This is a genomic window from Novosphingobium sp. HR1a (genome assembly GCF_015594425.1).
GTDB classification, from domain to species: domain Bacteria; phylum Pseudomonadota; class Alphaproteobacteria; order Sphingomonadales; family Sphingomonadaceae; genus Novosphingobium; species Novosphingobium resinovorum_A.
In genome coordinates this window covers 26,267-45,081 of sequence record NZ_JABXWS010000041.1, presented here as the reverse complement: position 1 = coordinate 45,081, position 18,815 = coordinate 26,267, and the positions used below count along the sequence as shown (strand labels likewise).

15 protein-coding genes and 2 pseudogenes are annotated in these 18,815 nt (G+C 61.4%); 9 read left to right on the top strand and 8 right to left on the bottom strand.

Annotation, left to right across the window (positions count from 1 at the left end; all coding sequences use genetic code 11):
- Positions 1-25: 25 nt before the first annotated feature.
- From HWN72_RS09630 to HWN72_RS31800, 3 genes and pseudogenes are all read left to right on the top strand, one after another.
- Entirely contained in the window at positions 26-3,472 is a 3,447-nt protein-coding gene (locus HWN72_RS09630) for a pyruvate carboxylase (RefSeq protein ID WP_211150159.1), read from the top strand.
- Between the two features lie 441 nt (positions 3,473-3,913).
- Positions 3,914-3,979 (top strand): annotated as a pseudogene (locus HWN72_RS31805) (hypothetical protein); the annotation flags it as partial.
- Complete coding sequence (locus HWN72_RS31800) at positions 3,960-4,439, top strand: oxidoreductase C-terminal domain-containing protein (protein WP_309141561.1); 480 nt, start codon at positions 3,960-3,962, stop codon at positions 4,437-4,439. The pseudogene HWN72_RS31805 and the gene HWN72_RS31800, both read left to right, overlap by 20 nt.
- A gap of 15 nt (positions 4,440-4,454) precedes the next feature.
- Here the strand turns inward: HWN72_RS31800 and HWN72_RS09620 are convergent, their stop codons facing one another.
- Entirely contained in the window at positions 4,455-5,246 is a 792-nt protein-coding gene (locus HWN72_RS09620; protein ID WP_375154519.1) for a 1,6-dihydroxycyclohexa-2,4-diene-1-carboxylate dehydrogenase, read from the bottom strand.
- Between the two features lie 170 nt (positions 5,247-5,416).
- On the opposite strand from HWN72_RS09620, the gene HWN72_RS09615 reads away from it, so the two are divergent.
- From HWN72_RS09615 to HWN72_RS09600, 4 genes are read left to right on the top strand one after another with little or no spacing between them, the layout of a single operon-like run.
- The gene (locus HWN72_RS09615; protein ID WP_211150158.1) at positions 5,417-6,418 is read left to right on the top strand and encodes a dihydrodipicolinate synthase family protein; all 1,002 of its coding nucleotides are present in this window, start codon (positions 5,417-5,419) and stop codon (positions 6,416-6,418) included.
- A gap of 10 nt (positions 6,419-6,428) precedes the next feature.
- On the top strand, positions 6,429-7,604 hold the full coding sequence (locus HWN72_RS09610) for an aromatic ring-hydroxylating dioxygenase subunit alpha (protein WP_211150157.1): 1,176 nt from the start codon (positions 6,429-6,431) through the stop codon (positions 7,602-7,604).
- Positions 7,601-8,098, top strand: a complete 498-nt coding sequence (locus HWN72_RS09605; RefSeq protein WP_211150156.1) for an aromatic-ring-hydroxylating dioxygenase subunit beta — start codon at positions 7,601-7,603, stop codon at positions 8,096-8,098. Before HWN72_RS09610 ends, HWN72_RS09605 begins: the two co-directional genes overlap by 4 nt.
- A gap of 51 nt (positions 8,099-8,149) precedes the next feature.
- On the top strand, positions 8,150-8,455 hold the full coding sequence (locus HWN72_RS09600; protein WP_211150155.1) for a hypothetical protein: 306 nt from the start codon (positions 8,150-8,152) through the stop codon (positions 8,453-8,455).
- 398 nt (positions 8,456-8,853) lie between these two features.
- On the opposite strand, the gene HWN72_RS09595 is transcribed toward HWN72_RS09600, so the two are convergent.
- The 5 genes and pseudogenes from HWN72_RS09595 to HWN72_RS09575 all read right to left on the bottom strand — a co-directional run bounded on the left by HWN72_RS09595 (position 8,854) and on the right by HWN72_RS09575 (position 15,293).
- Positions 8,854-9,861 (bottom strand): IS110 family transposase, encoded by a 1,008-nt coding sequence (locus HWN72_RS09595; RefSeq protein ID WP_098109090.1) that lies wholly within the window; start codon positions 9,859-9,861, stop codon positions 8,854-8,856.
- A 115-nt stretch (positions 9,862-9,976) separates the two neighbouring features.
- Positions 9,977-10,582 (bottom strand): annotated as a pseudogene (locus HWN72_RS09590) (IS5 family transposase); the annotation flags it as partial.
- A gap of 519 nt (positions 10,583-11,101) precedes the next feature.
- Complete coding sequence (locus HWN72_RS09585; RefSeq protein WP_211150154.1) at positions 11,102-12,583, bottom strand: efflux transporter outer membrane subunit; 1,482 nt, start codon at positions 12,581-12,583, stop codon at positions 11,102-11,104.
- A 7-nt stretch (positions 12,584-12,590) separates the two neighbouring features.
- Positions 12,591-14,147 (bottom strand): MDR family MFS transporter, encoded by a 1,557-nt coding sequence (locus HWN72_RS09580; protein ID WP_211150153.1) that lies wholly within the window; start codon positions 14,145-14,147, stop codon positions 12,591-12,593.
- A gap of 6 nt (positions 14,148-14,153) precedes the next feature.
- Complete coding sequence (locus HWN72_RS09575) at positions 14,154-15,293, bottom strand: HlyD family secretion protein (protein ID WP_375154518.1); 1,140 nt, start codon at positions 15,291-15,293, stop codon at positions 14,154-14,156.
- A gap of 108 nt (positions 15,294-15,401) precedes the next feature.
- Between HWN72_RS09575 and HWN72_RS09570 the strand changes: the two genes are divergently transcribed.
- Both HWN72_RS09570 and HWN72_RS09565 read left to right on the top strand, forming a co-directional pair.
- The gene (locus HWN72_RS09570; RefSeq protein WP_211150152.1) at positions 15,402-15,878 is read left to right on the top strand and encodes a MarR family winged helix-turn-helix transcriptional regulator; all 477 of its coding nucleotides are present in this window, start codon (positions 15,402-15,404) and stop codon (positions 15,876-15,878) included.
- A 214-nt stretch (positions 15,879-16,092) separates the two neighbouring features.
- Positions 16,093-17,466, top strand: coding sequence for an AarF/ABC1/UbiB kinase family protein (locus tag HWN72_RS09565; protein ID WP_248005911.1), 1,374 nt, complete (start codon positions 16,093-16,095; stop codon positions 17,464-17,466).
- A 31-nt stretch (positions 17,467-17,497) separates the two neighbouring features.
- Here HWN72_RS09565 and HWN72_RS09560 read toward each other — a convergent pair whose 3' ends face one another.
- Together HWN72_RS09560 and HWN72_RS09555 are read right to left on the bottom strand one after the other, a co-directional pair.
- Positions 17,498-17,866, bottom strand: a complete 369-nt coding sequence (locus HWN72_RS09560; protein ID WP_248005910.1) for a hotdog fold thioesterase — start codon at positions 17,864-17,866, stop codon at positions 17,498-17,500.
- A gap of 41 nt (positions 17,867-17,907) precedes the next feature.
- Positions 17,908-18,792 carry an alpha/beta fold hydrolase gene (locus HWN72_RS09555; RefSeq protein ID WP_211150149.1) on the bottom strand — a complete coding sequence of 295 codons (885 nt, stop codon included), beginning with the start codon at positions 18,790-18,792 and terminating at the stop codon, positions 17,908-17,910.
- Between the last annotated feature and the right edge of the window lie 23 nt (positions 18,793-18,815).

The window sequence follows — 18,815 nt, the reverse complement described above, 5'->3', positions numbered from 1 at the left end:
CAAGCGATAGAGATGGTGTCCTCAATTGTCTAAAATCCAGATCAGGCGGATTCTTGTCGCCAACAGAAGTGAAATTGCCATCCGCATATTCAGGGCCGCCGCCGAACTCGGCATCCAGACGGTCGCGATCTATGCCGAGGAAGACAAGCTCTCACTTCATCGGTTCAAGGCTGACGAAGCCTATCATCTCGGCGACAGTATTGGTCCGATCGCGGCATATCTCGACGTGGCGAGGATCATCGAGGTCGCCAAGCAGGCGAATGTCGATGCAATCCACCCAGGTTACGGCTTCCTATCCGAAAACCCGGATTTCGCCGAAGCATGTGCCGCAGCCGGACTGACATTCATCGGCCCGGCCCCGCAGACCATGCGACAGCTTGGTGACAAGGTTTGCGCGCGCCGGATTGCCATCGAGGCAGGCGTTCCGGTCGTCCCCGCGTCCGATCCGCTGCCCGACGACGAAGTTGAAATCAGGCAGATCGCCGCGAGCATCGGCTATCCTCTCATGCTCAAGGCGAGCTGGGGCGGTGGCGGACGGGGGATGCGTCCTATCGAGGACGAAGCGGGTCTCATCGAAGCCGTGCGTTCAGGCAAGCGGGAGGCCAAGGCCGCCTTTGGTCGCGACGAGGTCTATCTTGAAAAGCTCATTCGCCACGCGCGGCACGTTGAAGTGCAGCTGCTGGGCGACAGCCGAGGCAACTTGTTCCATCTGTACGAGCGGGATTGCTCGATCCAGCGTCGCAATCAGAAGGTCATCGAACGGGCACCGGCTCCGTACCTGGACGCTGAAGCTCGGCAGGCCTTCTGCGCAGCAGCGCTCAAGATCGGCGCTGCAACTGGCTACGTGGGGGCCGGCACCGTTGAATTCCTGATGGATGAGAGCGATGGGGCTTTCTACTTCATCGAGGTTAATCCTCGTATCCAGGTCGAGCACACCGTCACCGAAATGGTGACCGGCATCGACATCGTGAAAGCGCAGATCAGGATCGCTGAGGGTGGGCGGCTTGGCGAACCTGACGAAACCGGCGTGCCGCCGCAAGGCGAAATCAGTCTGTCCGGTCATGCCCTGCAGTGCCGCATCACCACCGAAGATCCGGCTAACAACTTCATTCCGGACTACGGCCGGATCACCACCTACCGCGGGGCGTTTGGCTATGGTGTGCGCGTAGACGGTGGCACCGCCTATTCGGGCGCGGTGGTCACGCGCCACTACGATCCGTTGCTTGAGAAGGTCACAGTTTGGGCACCGACGCCGGGCGAAGTCGTTGCCCGGATGACACGTGCGCTACGTGAGTACCGCATTCGCGGCGTAGCGACAAATTTGGCGTTCCTCGAGAATGTGCTGACGCACCCCGACTTCGTCGCCAACCGCTACACGACAAAGTTCATCGACGTCACGCCCCGACTTCATTCGCCTGGCAAGCGGCGTGACCGTGCAACCAAGCTGCTGACCTACATCGCGGACGTGACAGTCAACGGGCACCCGGATATGAAAGACCTGCCTCGTCCGCCAGTGCACGCCCGCCCCGCCAAGGCGCCGCCAGTTTCGGGGATACCACCGGAAGGAACTAGGCAAATCCTAGAACAGCGAGGGGCAGATGGACTGGCAAAATGGATTAGGGAGCAGCCTCAGGCGCTGCTGACTGACACAACGATGCGTGATGCCCATCAGTCGTTGCTGGCCACCCGGATGCGCGGAATCGACATGGTGCAGGTGGCGGCAAGCTACGCGCAGCTGACACCACAACTACTCAGTCTTGAATGTTGGGGCGGGGCGACCTTCGACGTTGCCATGCGCTTCCTCTGGGAGGATCCTTGGGAACGCCTTGAACGTATACGGGAACGCGCGCCCAACCTGTGTACGCAAATGCTGCTGCGGGGCGCCAACGGCGTCGGCTATACGAATTATCCAGACAACGTGGTGCGCTTGTTCATCAAGGAAGCTGCACGGGGCATCGATATCTTCCGCGTGTTCGACTGCCTGAACTGGGTCGAGAACATGCGGGTCGCGATCGACGCCGTCATTGAGAGCGGCAAGGTCGCTCAAGGCGCGCTCTGCTATACTGGCGACATTCTTGACCCTGATCGCGCCAAATACGACCTCGCCTATTATGTCGACCTAGCGAAGCAACTCGAACGTTCCGGCTGCCAGATGCTCGCTGTAAAGGACATGGCCGGGTTGCTCAAGCCTGCCGCCGCTTCGGCGCTGTTCAAGGTCCTCCGAGACGTCACCGACCTGCCGATCGCCCTCCATACGCACGACACGTCCGGAGCAGCTGCCGCAACGATCCTGGCGGCGATCGATGCTGGTGCCGATAGCGTGGATGCCGCCATGGACGCCATGTCCGGCAGTACGTCACAACCCTGTCTCGGCGCCATCGTCGAAGCGCTGCGTCATTCGAGCCGCGATACCGGCATCGATCCGGCGGCGATCCGTTCGCTGAGCTTCTATTGGGAAGCGGTCCGCACCCAATATGCAGCCTTCGAAAGCGATTTGAGGAGCGGTGCGTCGGAAGTCTATCTGCACGAAATGCCTGGAGGCCAGTTCACCAATCTCAAGGAACAGGCGCGCAGCCTTGGCCTCGATACCCGCTGGCACGAAGTGGCCCGCGCTTACCACGATGCCAACAAGCTATTCGGGGATATCGTCAAGGTCACGCCGTCATCAAAGGTTGTGGGCGACATGGCCCTGATGATGGTCGCGCAGGATCTCACTCCGGGGGACGTGCTGGATGCGAGCCGCAAAATAGCTTTCCCGGCTTCCGTAGTGGAGATGCTTCGCGGTGACTTGGGACAGCCGCAAGGAGGTTGGCCGAAAGACATACAGGCACGCGTGCTGGGCACCGAGCAGGCAAGCACAGTGCGCCCGGGAAGTTTGCTTGGCGAACTCGACCTAGATGTAACTCGTGATCGTGCGGCGGCCGAATGTCGTAAGACTCTGAGCGACCAGGAATTCGCAAGCTATCTGATGTACCCGAAAGTCTTCGCGTCGTTCTGCGATACGACGCGACGGTTCGGCCCGATTTCCGCGCTTCCAACGCCCGTATACTTCTACGGCATGCGGCCGGGTGATGAGGTCAATGTCACCATCGAGGCCGGCAAGACACTCATCATTCGTCTGACCGCCATCGGCGAGGTCGAGGAGGATGGCACCGTTCGGGTCTTCTTCGAACTGAACGGCCAGCCCCGCATTATCACCATGGACGATCGTCGGCATGGGCAGATTCAAACCCGTCGGCGAGTTGCCAATCCTGCCGACGAGAACCAGATCGCTGCGCCCATGCCGGGCCTAGTCAGTGCTCTGGTTGTCCGCCAGGGGCAAGAGGTAATGGCCGGCGAACTGATGATGACACTAGAAGCCATGAAAATGGAAACCGCCATTCTCGCACCACGCGATTGTGTGATCGGCGAATTACTGGTCCGCGCGGGCCAAGCGATCGACGCAAAGGACCTATTATTCGTGCTCGAATGACATCGCAAACGGGACTTTGAAGTGATGGGGTGGATGCCCCCGGTTTTGCAAGGGGATTTTCTGACTTTCCTGGGCTTGGCGCTTCTATCGGTCGTGTGTCAGGCCTCTCATGGCGGCCTAATGGTGCCACGGGCCGGTATGCATTTCGAAGGACGAAGGCCACATCGATTCAGCGAGGTGGGCGCATCCAAAAGCCCCTTCGCCAAAGCGGCATCAGCGTGATTCATTGCGCCTGACAGGAGGCGGGGATGCGTCAGGCGGGATTGTTTGGCCTAGCGGATCATTTGAAGCAGCTGTCGGCCTATGGTATCCATCCGGCGAGGGCGGCGGGGAGCATCGCAAGCGGGGAGTGGCGACCCATTTCAACTGCGGCGTGACCGGCTTCAGGTTTGGCGACAACCGTGTCAGCGCGGTCGAGGCGGACGATGGCACCGTGATGCCGTGATCGTGGGGGTGGGGATCGTGCCGGCCACCTCGCTGGCCCGCGATGTCGGGATCGAGGTCAACAACGGGATCATCGTCGACCGTCGATGCCAGACCAGCAACCCGGCGGTTTTTCGCGGCGGGCGACGTCGCAGAGCAGGACGGGTTCTTCGGCGGGCGCTTCCGCCAGGAGACCTACCAGAACGCTGCCGACCAGGCGCAGGCGGGCGCCCTGGCGATGCTGGGGCAGGAGGTCTCCTACTGCAAGCCGATGTGGTACTGGAGCGATCAGTTCGATCTCAACATCCAGTTCTGCGGGCAAATTCCCGTAGAAGCCGATATCGCAATTCGCGGCGAGATGGACAGCAACACCTTCGTCGCCTTCTTCCTGGCCGGCGAGGCAATCGAAGGCGTGCTGACTGTAAACCGCGCGCCCGACATGGGGGTGGGCAAGCGGCTCGTCGAAAGGCGAGCCCGCGCCAGCGCCGCAAGCCTGGCCGACGTCGGTGTATCCTGGCGGGGTCTGCTCAAGCAGGCGGGCTGATTTCCGGCGGCGCGGTCAGCCGATGCCGCCCCCAGCCACGTACAGCGTCTGGCCTGTGACATAGGACGCATCGTCGGAGGCGAAAAAGCAGATCGCCGCGGCCAGTTCTTCGGGCTCGCCAAAGCGGGCCATCGGCGTATCGCGCAGCGTCTGCTCCATCACTTGGCCGAACCCCAGGCGATCCGCGTCGGTGGGCGCAGCCGGATTGCGCGGGGTGACTCTGGTCACGTTGACCCCGCCCGGCGCGACGCAGTTGACGCGGATGCCGCTGGCTTCGAGTTCAAGCGAAAGCGCAGCGGTCAGCGCAGCGACCCCGCCCTTGGCAGCGGCGTAAGGCACGCGGTTGACGCCGCGTGTCGCAACCGAGCCGATGTTGACGATCGCCCCGCGCCCTGCCGCCAGCATGTGGGGCAGAACCGCGTGGCAGCACCACAGTGTCGGCCACAGCGACCGGTTGATTTCCGCGGTGATTTCCTGCGGGGTGTAGTCCCAGTAGGGCTTGGCCCAGATTGTGCCGCCGACGTTGTGAACGGCGACGTCGATTCGCCCGAATCGGTCAATGACCGTCTGATACAGTTCAACAGCGCCTTCGCAGTGTTCCAGGTCCACCGCGACTGCCAGGGCATTGCTGCCTTCCGCCTGGAGCTGTGCGGCCGAAGCCTCGGCCGCCTCCGCTGCGCGGTCGGCGATGACCACGCTGGCGCCTTCCTCGGCCAGGCGCCTTGCGGTCGCCAAGCCAATACCTTGCGCTCCACCCGTGACCACGGCCACCTTGTCATGGAATCGATTCAGCAAAGTCACGTCCACATTCTCCCCGTCGTTCGTCCCGGCGAAACGAGACCTGTTCGAACTTCGGCAATTCCTGCCATTAACCGCAAGAGCCCGATATTAGGACTTGAAGTGACATAAGGAAAAGCATTACACAATGGAGAACATCCCGCTCGAGGCGGGCAATTTCCATTGGGAGAGTATGAGTCATGGCCAAGCCGTTGTTGAGCGCCGTCGATGTCAAGGGCGCTTGGGCAATCATTCCGACCCCGTCCAAGGATAACGCTTCGGACTGGCGTGCGACCAAGACCGTCGATCTCGATGAAACCGCTCGCGTGGTCAACGGGCTGATCGATGCCGGGATCGACGGCATCCTGAGCATGGGAACGCTGGGCGAAGCCGCGACCATGACCCATGACGAAAAGCTGGATTTCATGCGTGCGCTGGTCGACGCGGCGGCCGGCCGGGTTCCGGTCTTCGTCGGCACGACCTGCATCAACACCCGCGATACGGTGGCGCTGACTCGCCAGGCGCTTGAACTGGGTGCCGACGGTACAATGCTCGGCGTGCCGATGTGGTGCGCGCCGAGCCTCGACGTCGCTGTCCAGTTCTACAAGGACGTTGCCGAGGCCGTGCCGGAAATGAACATCGCGATCTACGCGAACCCGGAAGCCTTCAAATTCGATTTCCCGCGTCCGTTCTGGGCCCAGGTGGCTGAAATTCCTCAGGTCGTGACCGCCAAATATATCGGCGTCGCCAACCTCTTGCCCGACCTGGCCGCGATCCGGGGCCGGATCAAGCTGCTGCCGATCGACTTCGACTATTACGGAGCGGCGCGGATGGATGATTCGGTCGATGCCTTCTGGTCGAGCGGGGCGGTCTGCCACCCGCTGGTGACCACGACCCTGCGCGACCTGGTCGTCCAGGCTCGCGCAAGCGGCGACTGGAGCGCGGCCAAGGCGTTCATGGGCCGCCTCGGCCCGACTGCGGCACCCTTGTTCCCGAACGGCAGTTTCAAGGAATTCTCGACCTACAATATTGCGCTCGAAAAGGCCCGGATGGACGCCGGTGGCTGGATGAAGGCGGGGCCGGTACGTCCGCCCTACCATCTCTGTCCGGAGCCTTATCTGGCCGGCGCGCGCAAGTCCGGTCAGATGTGGGCCGAACTGGGCAAGGCGCTCGAAGCCGAAGCACTTGTGGCTGCTGCCTAGGAGGATCGCGATGACCGAGACCGGCTTGACCTGGCCCAAGAATTTCAACGAAGTTCCGAAGGCGGCGTTCACCCGCAAGGACATCTACGCGGAGGAGATCAAGCGCATCTTCTTCGGGCAGGAATGGCACCCGGTCGCGCATGAAAGCGAATTGCCCAATCCAGGCGATTTCAAAACCTTCCGGTTGGCTGGCGTCCCGCTGCTGATTGCCCGCGATATTGAAGGGCTGGTACGGGTGTTTTACAACGCCTGTTCGCATCGCGGCAACCAGCTCGAAACCGCGGTGATGGGGAACAAGACCGAATTCGAATGCCCCTATCACCGATGGCTGTTCGATGCGAAGGGCGACCTGGTCGGTTGCCCCAACCATCGCGATTTCCTGCCCGGCTTTGACAAGTCCGACTATCCCTTGGCGCAGCCCCGGTTCGACAGTTTCTACGGCCTTATTTTCGTGACCCTTTCGGCGGAAACCGAAACGTTGGCGGAATTCCTCGGCGATTCGCAGAACACCTTGCGCGAACTTCTCGGCGGGGACGGCAGGCTCAAGCTGCTGGGCTATCAGAAGGTGCGCTACGACAGCAACTGGAAGTCCTATACCGACAATGATGGCTACCATGCGCCATTGCTCCACCAGGCATTCAAGATGCTCAATTGGCAAGGCGGCAAGGGACGCCAGTTCGCCGCGACGAAACATGGCCACGTCTGTTTCGAATCGGCGTTGTCGGTAGTCAGTGGTCCGACGGTACTCAAGGACGATTCGCTGATCGCCTTCAAGGGGCAGGACCCAGCGGTCGGCTCGCGTATTGTTATGCTTTTCCCGACCTTCGTCTCGACCAAGCATCTCGATGTGATCAACCTGCGCTTCGCGACACCGATCGACGAAGAGACGGTGGAAGTCCACTACGCCTATTTCGCGCACCAGGACGATGATGAGGACATGGTCCTCCATCGTCTGCGGCAAAGCTCCAACCTGCTGGGACCCTGCGGCCTGATCAGCATGGAGGACGCATCGATCTTCCATCGCATTCATATTGGCAACCACACGCCCGGCAATGCGATTTTCCAGAAGGGCGTGCACGACCAGTCGAAGCTGGAGTCGGAGTTCCTCCAGAACGACGAGAGCGGCAATCTTCCCCGCTGGGAGTATTACCGGTCGGTGATGGGTTTCGAGAGGGCCGAGGCATGACGCAGACCGACACTGCGCTTGAGGCCGCGCTCTACGCCCTTCTGCTGGCGGACTCCAGCGCGCTTGACGGCAAGGACATGGAGGGCTGGCTCGCCAACTATGCCGAGGAAGACGAGGCTTCCTACATCTGCCGTTCCGCCGAAAATTCGGAAAATGGTCTCGCCCTGGGATTCATGTACGACGATTGCCGATCCAGGCTCGAGGATCGCGTCACTTTCGTGAACGATATCTGGGTCGGTACGTTCCAGGACTATCGCACCCGTCACTTCGTCCAGCGCGTCGCGTATCAACGCGTCGATGCCTCTACTATCTCGATGCGATCGAATTTCTCGGTTTTCATGACGCCCACCGATAGCGGCATCACCCAGGTTTTGGCTGCGGGTCAATATCTCGATACCATCCGTTTGGAAAAAGCCGGTGCGTTGAAGCTGCTGTCCAGACGGGCCGAACTCGATACGTCCGTTCTGCCACGGTATCTGGTATATCCGATTTGATATCGGCTGCCGAACATCGCTGAAATTGCCAGCCATGGTTGGAGTTCTCAGTTGGATCGCAAGGCGCTGATGATCGACGCCCATGCGTGCCTTGTCGCCGCGGAAGCGGACTGGTGTAGGAAGTCGTCGCGATCGCCGAAGGCCGTGGAATCCGCCGAGAGGGCAATTCTCGCCGCCGACGATGCGGAAATGCGCATGGACCCAACCATGGCGCCGGTGGCTAACACGCGCTTCAGTCGCGTGCGGTTTGATGCCTCCGAACGGGCCTCATTCCAGACCGAGTGGCGACCGCTGTTCCGGTCGCGGCAAATGGCCTATAGGGATAATATTTGCACATTATGCAATGCTGGGATATGAGACGACCAGCCAGAAACCGGCCTGATTCGTCAACGCCGTGTGCGGAGAGTCAAAGGGCGGCTGCTAAAGCGGCAACCCTGGCAAGGACAAAACCCGGCGGATGAAGGATGCGATAGCGGTTCCTGCCGAGTAGGAACGATTCTAGGCCGTAGATCTGTAATTGCAGAGCTTGGCGGTGCCGATCCCTTGAGGGTTTCATGGATCTGTCCGCACTGGCCCGGCCGAAGCCTGGTCGTGCTATATCGGGTCTCACAGAGGCGAACGTTGCATTGACTCGAAGCGGGCTTTGCAGCCCATCTGACTACCTTCGCAGATCGTTCGTCCCTGCGTTCCCTCGCGGGACACCGCCCTCGGATCGCTTTGACGCTTCACCGCTGGCAAACAGGTTCTACCCTACCTCACGCTTGGAACAAAGTGCCATCGCGCAGCATGGCATGCATGATGACCGCGAGCCGACGGGCGAGTGCGACACGGGCTTTCTTCAAGCCGCGACGCTTGGCGATCTTCATGGCCCATGTTTTCAGGGCGAAGGTCTCACGGCTCCGGGTGAGGATCGAGTTGGCAGCTTCGTAGAGCAGCTTGCGCACGGTCCCATCGCCCTGTTTGGTGATCCTGCCTGTCCAGTCTAGTTCGCCCGACTGATGGCGGCGGGGCACAAGGCCGAAGTAGGCGCCGGCATTGCGTGATTGTCGGAAGCGTCCGGCTTCATCGACTGCAGCGGCGAAGGCGGCCGATGTCTGCACGCCGACGCCTGGGATGGTCATCAGGATCTCGCAAGCCTGTGACTGGCTGGCGATGACACGCAGGCGGCGGTCCATTTCCTTGATTTGCTCGACCAGTTCTGCGCGCACGGACAGCAAGGATGCGATGGCGTCGCCAAGGCCCGGGATGTGTGCCGCTTGCATGATCCGTTCGAGGAAGGCCTTCCCTTGACCTGCGCCGGGCCGATAGCCGAACGTGGCGCAGAGACCGCGGATCGTGTTGTCGAGCCGGACACGCGCTTCCACCAGATGGCTGCGTGCGGTGATCACGCTGCGAACGCCATGCGCTGCCGGAGATTTCACATGCACCTCCTTGTAGAAGCCGGTGCGCGCCAACTGTGCTAGGCCGGCGGCATCGTGAGGGTCGGTCTTGTTCGCCTTCATTGCTTTGAGGCTCTGGTGCGCCTGGCGGGCATCGATGCACACCACCGGGACACCCAGTTCACGCAGACCAAGGCAAATCGCCGGCGACATGCGGCCCGTTTCGATCACCGCCCGCTCGATTGGACCATATCGCTCCAGCATCATGGCGATCGCCTCCGGAGAGCTTTCCACTTTCTCCGACACGACCTTCCGACCATTGTCATCAACGATGCAGACCTGCGTGGATTCCATCGACAAGTCCAATCCGGCATAGTGCTTCATGGCTGCTTCCTTCCTTCAGGATTCGACAACCAGAAGTGTGCGCCTCAACCAAGGTCCGAGGGAAGCAGCCGCAATTACACGATGACTCATAAACTCGAAGCCAAGCCGCTTTGAAGTACAGCCAAGTGCTAAAGTACGGTTTTGAGTGGCGGTTGGCCTTGGGCGGGATATTGGCGAACGCGCCCTCTCGCGGAGAGATGCCCGGATGCGGTCAGCATCGTATGCCTTGTCCGCCAGCACTATTGTTCAGGCACCCACATGATCGAGCAGGCAGCTTGGCCGTCATGGCTCTGCGCGGCGCTCAGGCTCGGTCGGATCGGAAGGCCTTGCTCTTCGACGACCGCGTGGATTTTGGTCTTTGAGCCCGCCTCGGGTGCGACCGAGACAATGATCTCGATCCCCTTTCTGCCGTCGCAGCCTGCTGGTGCGTCCGGACGGATGTGCTGTCGATCATCTGGATGTCGCCGTCGTGGGCAACGGTGATGGCTTCTATCATCCGGTCCCACGCACCGGCTTTTCGCCAACGCACGAAGCGGTTGTAGCAGGTAGTGCGCGGGCCGCAGCGCTCGGGCAGGTCGCGCCACGGCGCTCACGACCGCAGCACCCAGAAGATACCGTTCAGCACGCGACGTTCATCGACACGCGGCACGCCTCTTGACTTGTTGGGTAGCAGTGGCTCGATCACGCGCCATTCGAAGTCCGTCAGATCATATCGGCTCATGCCGCCGCCGAATCAGCAAACGGTCGAAATGGGAAGGGTGATTGGTCGATTGCCGATTACGATGTTATGGTCCCGGCATGACGATCTACCCCAAAATACAGATCTCCCTCTTGCGCGAAATCGGTTTGGAAGCTTTGGGATCCGATCGGTCTTGCGGATGAGAACGGCTCGTGCGGCGAAGGAGGTACCGACGAATATGACGGGCATATGTTACAGGTCGTCAGCAAGTTCTGTCGCGGTAGCTCGAAAGACGAAGCGGCAACTTACCTTATCGGAATAGCATCCGATCATATGGGTATCGGTCGTATACCCCGACGCCACTACGGCAACCGCTAGCGCAATCGCAGATTACCTCACCTCTCTGCCGGATGGCCCGAAAGACCGTCCGCTAATTGCATTTATGAGTTCACGACCTAATCGAGTGATTCGAGATTTCTATGAATGACCGCAAAGCAGGGGTCCTTCGCGGCCTCACCAGTAATGAATTTTTTTGAACAACGAGCCAGATCGTAGAAAAGTTCAGTAACTTTCGCGATCCGCAACAGCCTGCGTCGTTACCAACTCCCTCCATCCGAGACCCAGCGATTTCTGAATCGCTATCCAGCTGTTGGTCATGGCGGCGATAGACCGGTTCAAGTCCGCTTCGGCCTGCCGGCGTTGCCGAAACGAGGTATTGAGGTCCGCTTGGGAGATCGCACCGGCCTTGTATCGCTGTTGATTTAGGTCGGCGGCCGTATCGGCCTGCCGCTTGATTTGCGCGAGAGCAGCAACGTTGGCGCGTTGCTGACCAAATCGGGCGAGCGACTGCTCCGCGTCCTGGAACGCTCGCAGAACGATCTCGCGATAACGCTGCAACGCCTCTTCCCGCCCGGCTTCGGCCTGGTCGATCGAAGCTGCGGTACGCCCGAAATCAAGCAGGTTCCACTGCAACTGCGGCAAAGCTATTGCCGAGAGGTTGCCCAGATCGAAGATGTCATCGGGCCGAGTGCCTCCAAGGCCAAGAATGCCCATGAAGGAAAGCTTCGGGAATCGAGCCGCTTCGGCCACTCCGATCCGGGCATTGGCTGCCGCAAGCATCCGCTCGGCGGCGCGAATGTCGGGCCTTCGGGCGATCAGCGCGGCAGGGTCGCCCACGGCCACGCGCGCCGGTGGGAGAGGGATGGCCGCAGCTGGCGACAATAGCTGGTCGAGACTGCCGGGCGCCTCTCCAGTGAGAACCGCGAGAGTGTCTTTCAGGACCGCAACGTCCGCGTTTGCTTCGGCGATCTGCGACTCCAAAAGTTCGAGTTCAGCGTTTGCGTTGCCGACGGGAAACAAGGCAAGAGCGCCTTGCGTGTACCTCTGGTAAGTCAGCTCAAGAGTCTGCTGCTGCAATTGGCGCTGCTGCTCGGCACTATCGAGTCGCGCCTGGGCCTCCCGGAGACCGACGTAAGCTCTCGCGACTTCGGCTGCGAGCTGGACCTGCGCATCCTCCGCGTTCGCGACGCTCGCGGCAGCCTGCGCATTGGCGGCTTCGATGCGCCTTATCTGCCCTCCGGCAAAGTCTATTTCCCAGTTCGCATTCAGTCCCACGTTGTAGACGCTCAACGTGTCCTGATCACCATCTTGGCTGGGCCCGTCCGGCGTTCCGGCCGGCGGGCCGCTCTGGAGGTCCAGACCAGGCACCCGGGCTTGTATCGTGGTCGCTTGCGCAGCCGTCGACGGAAGCCGGTTGGCGCGCTCCTGCCGCAATGAGGCGCGCGCCTGATCGATCCTGGCGCGCGCGGCGGCAACACCGGGGTTTCCGGCAAGCGCGCGGGCTTCCAGATCATTGAGCACGGGATCGCCCAGTAGCAACCACCAGTCGCTGGCGACCGGCGCTTGCGATTCCACATCGGAACCGGCGCGCACAAAGCCATCGGCCCCGACCGTCTTGACCGTAGGCGGTCCGGCATAATCGGGACCGGCGGTGCATGCTCCGAGAAGAGCAACAGGGGAAAGGAGCGAAATCAGCTTGCGCATGAATATCTCAATGCATCGAAAGCGAGACGTTCTTGGGCAGCGCCCGAAGAAACATCACCAGTGGAACGGTTGCGAGCGTGATCGCCCCCATGGCGAAGAACACGTCGTTGTAGGTCATCACAAACGCTTCCCGCTGGATGGTGGTCGAGAGCGTTTGCAGGGCCGCTTGCGGGCTGCCCAGCGATGCAGCGAGGCCATCGAGATAGTCCTGTAACCGCCCGCTGTTCGCATTGAGCGTTTCTTCCATCCGCCTGCTGTGATGCCACAGCCGCTGGTCCTGAAACGATGCGAGCCCGGCGAGGGCGAACGAGCCGCCGAGGTTGCGTGCGGCGTTAAAGATGCCGGACGCGTCACCGGCATCTTCCTTGGCCACAGAGGCTACGGTAGCCTGATTGAGGAACATCATGGTCAGGATCATGCCGATGCCGCGCAGGAACTGGCTTTCTGTAAAGACGCCGCCGCCCGATTCGGCGGTCAGGTTGATCGAGATGAAACAGCTGAGCGCCATGATGAGCATCCCGGCCCCTACGGCGATGCGGATGTGAATCCTTCGGATCATTAACGGCAGAACGGGCATCAGAAGGAAGGCAGGTACGCCCATCCAGAAGATAACCAGCCCCGTTTGCAGCGCATTGTAGTCGGAGATAATAGCCAGGAACTGGGGGATCACATAAGTCGAGCCGTACATCACCATGCCGAGCGCCAGGGCCATGACGACCACGCTGGCGAATTGTCGGCTCAACATCAGGCGAAGCTTCAGAACCGGCTTCCTCGCGTAGAGCTGGCCATACGTCAGCAGCGCGAAACCGATCAGTGTGATAATTGTTAGCTGTAGGATCAGCGCCGATTCAAACCACTCTTCGCGATGTCCCTCTTCCAGTACGACGGTCAGGCCGCCCAAGCCCAGGATCATGCCCAGAATGCCTGCCCAATCGGCCTCGCGCAGATAGACCCAGTCCGGCTTTTCGTGAGGGAGCCCGATAAACAAGAGGAGCAGCAGCAAGGCGCAGACCGGGACGTTGACGAAGAAGGCATAATGCCAGCTCAGATTCTCGGTCAGCCATCCGCCCACCAGTGGACCCATGACCGGGCCAAGGACGACCGTCATGCCGAACAGCGCCATTCCTATCGGCTGCTGCGATGGCGGCAGCCGCTTGGCAACGATCGTCATCGCGGTCGGGATAAGCGCGCCCCCCATGAAGCCCTGCCCCACGCGCCCAATGATCATCGTGGTCAGATCTGTCGCTACGCCGCAGAGAACGGAAAACGCGGTGAACGAGCTCACCGCTATGATCAGCAGGGTGCGAAGTCCGAAAAGCCGCTCCAGCCAAGCACTCAGCGGGATGATGATGATTTCGGCAACGAGAAAGGCAGTCGCAATCCAGGTGCCTTCCGTTCCGGTCGCACCAATCTCCCCCTGGATCGTGGGCAGCGCCGAATTGACGATCGAGATGTCAAGCGTCGCCAGCATTGCGCCCAGTGCACCGGCAGCTACCGCGATCCACGCGGTTGCGTCGGCGCGCTCGGGAGAACCGGCGATGGGTGTCGGCGACGCCGCTTCCATCGTTCGTCAGCGCGCCCGCGCGCTGAGCGCGTTGAGTTCGCCCTTCGCGCCGCGGGTGTCGACCGTTGCCACCACCGACATGCCCGGCACCAGCAGGCGCCGGACCTCGGGCGTCGCCTGTATCGAAATGCGAACGGGAATCCGCTGGACAATCTTCGTGAAATTGCCGGTGGCGTTCTGCGGCGGGAGGATGGAGAACTCCGCACCGGTCCCGGGTGCGATGCTTTCAACCCGCCCCTCGAGTTCGAGGTCGGGAAGTGCGTCGATCTCCAGAGCGACCGGCTGTCCTCGCCGGATCAAGCCGAGCTGGGTTTCCTTGAAATTCGCCGTCACATAAATCCGATCAGTCGGGACCACGCTCATGAGCCGTTGCCCCGGCTGGACGTATTGGCCGGCGCGAACCGTCAAATCGCCGACCCGCCCCGTGATGCTCGCGCGCAGCGTCGTTGCCGACAGGTTGAGACGCGCGGCTTCGAGCTGCGCGCGTGCAGCGTTCGCCTGTGAATCAGCCTGTTGGATTTGCTCGCCTAGAGTGCCTAGTCGCCTCTGCGCAGCCAGAAGCCCGGCTCTCGCCGCCGCGACTTGGGCCTGCGCTTCACGGGCCTGCGCCTGTAGCTGGTCCAACTTTTCCCGCGGTTCGGCTCCGGTCGCAGCAAGCGGGCGATAGCGGGCGACCTGTTCCCCTGCGAGCGCCGCCTGCGCCGTCGCTGCGGCAAGCTGCGCGCGGGCCTGGTCGATCGCGGCATCCTGTTCGCGCTGCTGGGCGCGAACCGTGTCTGCGCCCGCCAGTGTCGCGGCAATCTGCGCAGTGACCTGGTTCGACTGCGCGCGGTAGTCGCGAATGTCTAGCTGAGCGAGCGCGTCGCCTTCCCTCACCGGCTGGTTTTCCGTGACCAGCACGCGATCCACATATCCGGCCACCTTGGGCGCGACCACCACGCTGTCGGCCGCAACATAGGCGTTGTCGGTCGATTGCTGATACTGTCCGTATGTCTCGTTGCGGTAGTACCAGATAGCGGCCGCGATGAGTAGGAGGAGCCCGGCGAGCACCAGACCGCGCCGAACCTTTGGGTTGGAGAGCGCCTTGGGTTTATCCTTTTCGTTATCGACTTCGGCGTCGATTGCCTGTCCCATGTCTTCGGCCATATGCCTTCGCACTCCGTAGCTGCGCCCCTGACGCGTCCGCGCCACATAGGCTTTTCACGCATATATGAAAGCCCTTTACTAATTCCAGCCTCGAGGTAGCCTCCTTTCATGACTGCCCAGACGAAGAGCCCCAGTCTCGATAACGTCGTAAACGACGATGATCGCGCCATTTTCCTGATGGATGAAATCAGCCGGGCGGCACGAAGAGCATTCGACGAGCGCACCCAGCCCATTGGGCTTAACCGCACTCAGTGGAGGGTGCTGGCCCAGCTCATCAAGGATCCATCGCTGAATCAATCGGATATCGCCAGACAGCTCGAACTTGAGTCGGCGACGGTAGGTCTGGCTGTCACGGCATTATGTGAGCAGGGATACATGATCCGCCGGCGCGACATGAGCGACGGGCGGGCCTGGCAGCTCGACCTGACGAGGAAGGTCGAGAACATCTTGCCCGAACTCAGGAACGCCGCTGACGCGACACATGAGAAGTTATGGGCAGGGGTGTCCCCAGCACAGAAAGAGGCTCTGGCCGACGTGTTGGCAATCATGAGCGCAAACGCCCGTGGACTGCTTTTCGATGCCTGATGCGCCCGTCTCGACAGTAAGCGACAGTCGCCGTCTGGCGCAGGTGATCGGCATTCTTGGAAGACACGGTCTTAACGGCCTTTCGGCAAGTCTCGGTATCGGGCGGACCCGGGGGGATGCGCCACCTCCGCGACCCGAAGCGGTCGTTTCTGCACTCCGCGAGATCGGCCCAGTCGCCGTCAAGTTCGGCCAGGTTCTGGCAATGCGGAGCGACATGCTCCCCCCCGAATGGACCACTGCGCTCGCGACCCTGCATGATCGCGTGCCCGCCGTGCCATTTGCCGAAGTTCGGCGTTCGCTCGAGGCGGCATTGGGCGCGCCGGTCTCCGACTATTTCGAACACTTCGACGAGACGCCGCTTGCTGCAGGGTCCATCGCGCAGGTCCACGCCGCAGTGCGCAAGGATGGTGTTCCTGTGGTCATCAAGATCAGGCGTCCTGGTATCGAGGAGATCGTGGATGCCGATCTGCGTCTGCTCCGGCGGCTTGCCCGTCTGGCGCAGCGGGTCAATCCCGCGATCGCCCGCCAGCGGCCCGACGAACTCCTGCGGTTTTTTGCCGAAAGCCTGGACCGCGAGATGGATCTTTCAGCGGAAGGAAACGCCAGCGACGAGATTGGCGCATTCCTGGCCGGTCTCGGCGTGGAGACGGCCCGCTTTGATTGGGAGGCCACCGGAAGGAGCATCAATATTCAGGAGCGGGTCGATGGCCTGCCTGCGACCGAGCTGGAGCAGTTGCGCGCCGCGGGCATCGACATGGCGCAAGTGGCGCGAACCTACGCCCAGGCCGTCTTGCAAATGATCGTGATCAACGGTCGTTTTCATGCGGATCCCCATCCCGGCAACATCCTGATCAAAACAGACGGCACCGTCATCTTCATTGACTTCGGCGCCGTCGGGACACTGCTGCCTCATCGCCGCGACGAACTCGTGGACCTTTCGCTCGCGATCGCGGGTGAAGACACGGCCACTCTGGCACGCATTCTCCTGCGTTGGGCCGGCGACCCTCCCGTCGATCGCGAAGCACTCGCCCGTGCACTTGCGGGACTGATTGATCGGTTCAAGGCGTCGGTGCTTGGCCAGATCGATCTCGGCGAGGTGTTCTCCGACGTGTTCCGCCTGTTGCGGGAGTTCGAGTTGTCGCTACCTCCAGACCTCGCTTTGATGTTGCGCACGCTGCTTACGGCGGAAGGTTTCGTGCGGCGCATCGACCCCCGGTTCGACATCGGCGCGGAACTGGCCCCGATCGCTGGGCAATTGCTTCGCGAACGCGTCGGATTTGGAGAACTGCGTGACAAGGCGCGTCGCACGGCCGCGCTTCTGGGGCGGGCGGCGCTGAATGCCCCCGAACTGGTGTTAGCGCTGGAGAAGATCGTGCGGTCGGGCCGATTACCGATCAGCCTCGACCGCCGGGATCTAGAGCTCCTGGCCAGCGGCAGTCGCCAGCGCCCCCTCGCTGGTCATCATGTCATTTCTGCTGCTCTTATTATCGCCGCAGCCATTCTACTGGAGGGGCAGCCAACGCTTGCCGGAGCATGCACATTTGCGGCTGCTACAATCATCGCAGTCGAATGGTTTCGTCGGAAATGAAGACGCATGGATATCGTTCAGAATTGCCAAATCAGCCAACATAGGCACCCCGGCCACTTGCGAGCAGTTGCTGCGCTGTATCCTCGATTCTGGTTTCCGCGACGCTCAACTGCTTGCCCAGTTTGACCACACTGCCATTCGCGCGCACCGGCCCGGAGGTTGCAGGACGATGAAAATCGACGCGAAGTTCGGCGGTCGCCCGTGCGGTGCCGCCCAGCGCGTTGACGGTGTAGAGTCCGGTCAGGTCGATCAACGCCGACAAGATGCCGCCATGCGCCGACCCGATCATCGGGTTGGAGACGATCTCGTCCCGCCACGGCATTTCGAGGACCAGTTCGCGCTCGGTCAATTCGACAATATCGAGGCCGAGCCAGCGGTGAAACGGCGCGATGTGGAGCATCTTGCGGAGTTGGGCGAGCTCGGGCCTCTCGGTGCGGCTAGTCATCTTGCATCGCTCGCGGCATGAGTTCGGATCAGGAAGTCGGCAATCGCCGCGCCGAAGACATCGTTCTGGTCGCCGACCACCATGTGCGTGGCATCGGCAATGTCGCTATAGGCGGCATGCGGGACCAGTTTGCGGAAATGGGCCACCGCTTCCGGCGAGACAAGATCGCTCGAACCGCCCCTGACCAGATGAACCGGAAGCGCGAGGTTCATGGCGGCGTTGCTGAGTTCGCTCCGCCCGTGATCGCCCAGATCGCCGTTCTGCGCCCGGCGTCGCATCACTCCATCGATAAAGGCGGGATCCCAGTGCCAGTAGTAGCGCCCGTCGGGCTTCTGGCGGAGGTAGTGGGCAAGGCCCGCTGATGCCTTGCGACTTGGACGATGCGGCAAATATTCGGAAATGATGCGCGCGGCTTCGTCCGCGGAGGCAAAGCCCTCGCGCGCATGGGCGGCCATGAAGCCGACAACCCGCGCAACGCCGGCTGCTTCCATCTGCGGGGTAATGTCGACGAGCGTGAGCGATGCGAAACTGCCCGGCGCAAGCTGCCCTTCGGCGACAATCCCGGCGAGCCCGCCGAGCGACGCACCAATCAGCGCTGGCTTGCGATCCAGCTTTTCGGAAATCGCCACCAGGTCACTGGCGAAGTCGGCAATGTCATAGGCCCTGTCGCTGGCCCAATCGCTGTCACCATGACCGCGCAGATCGATGGCGATGGCGCGAAAGCCATGACTGGCGAGCAGTGTCGAAATCTTCTTCCAGGCCCGGCGGGTCTGCCCGCCGCCATGGGCAAGTATGACTGGCATTGCATTGCCCACGCCTTCGATCGTGGCGGCAATGGTATGGCCCGACTGTCCGGTCAGCTTGATTGACTCACTGTGCATGCAGTCCTCTTACTGTAAGATAT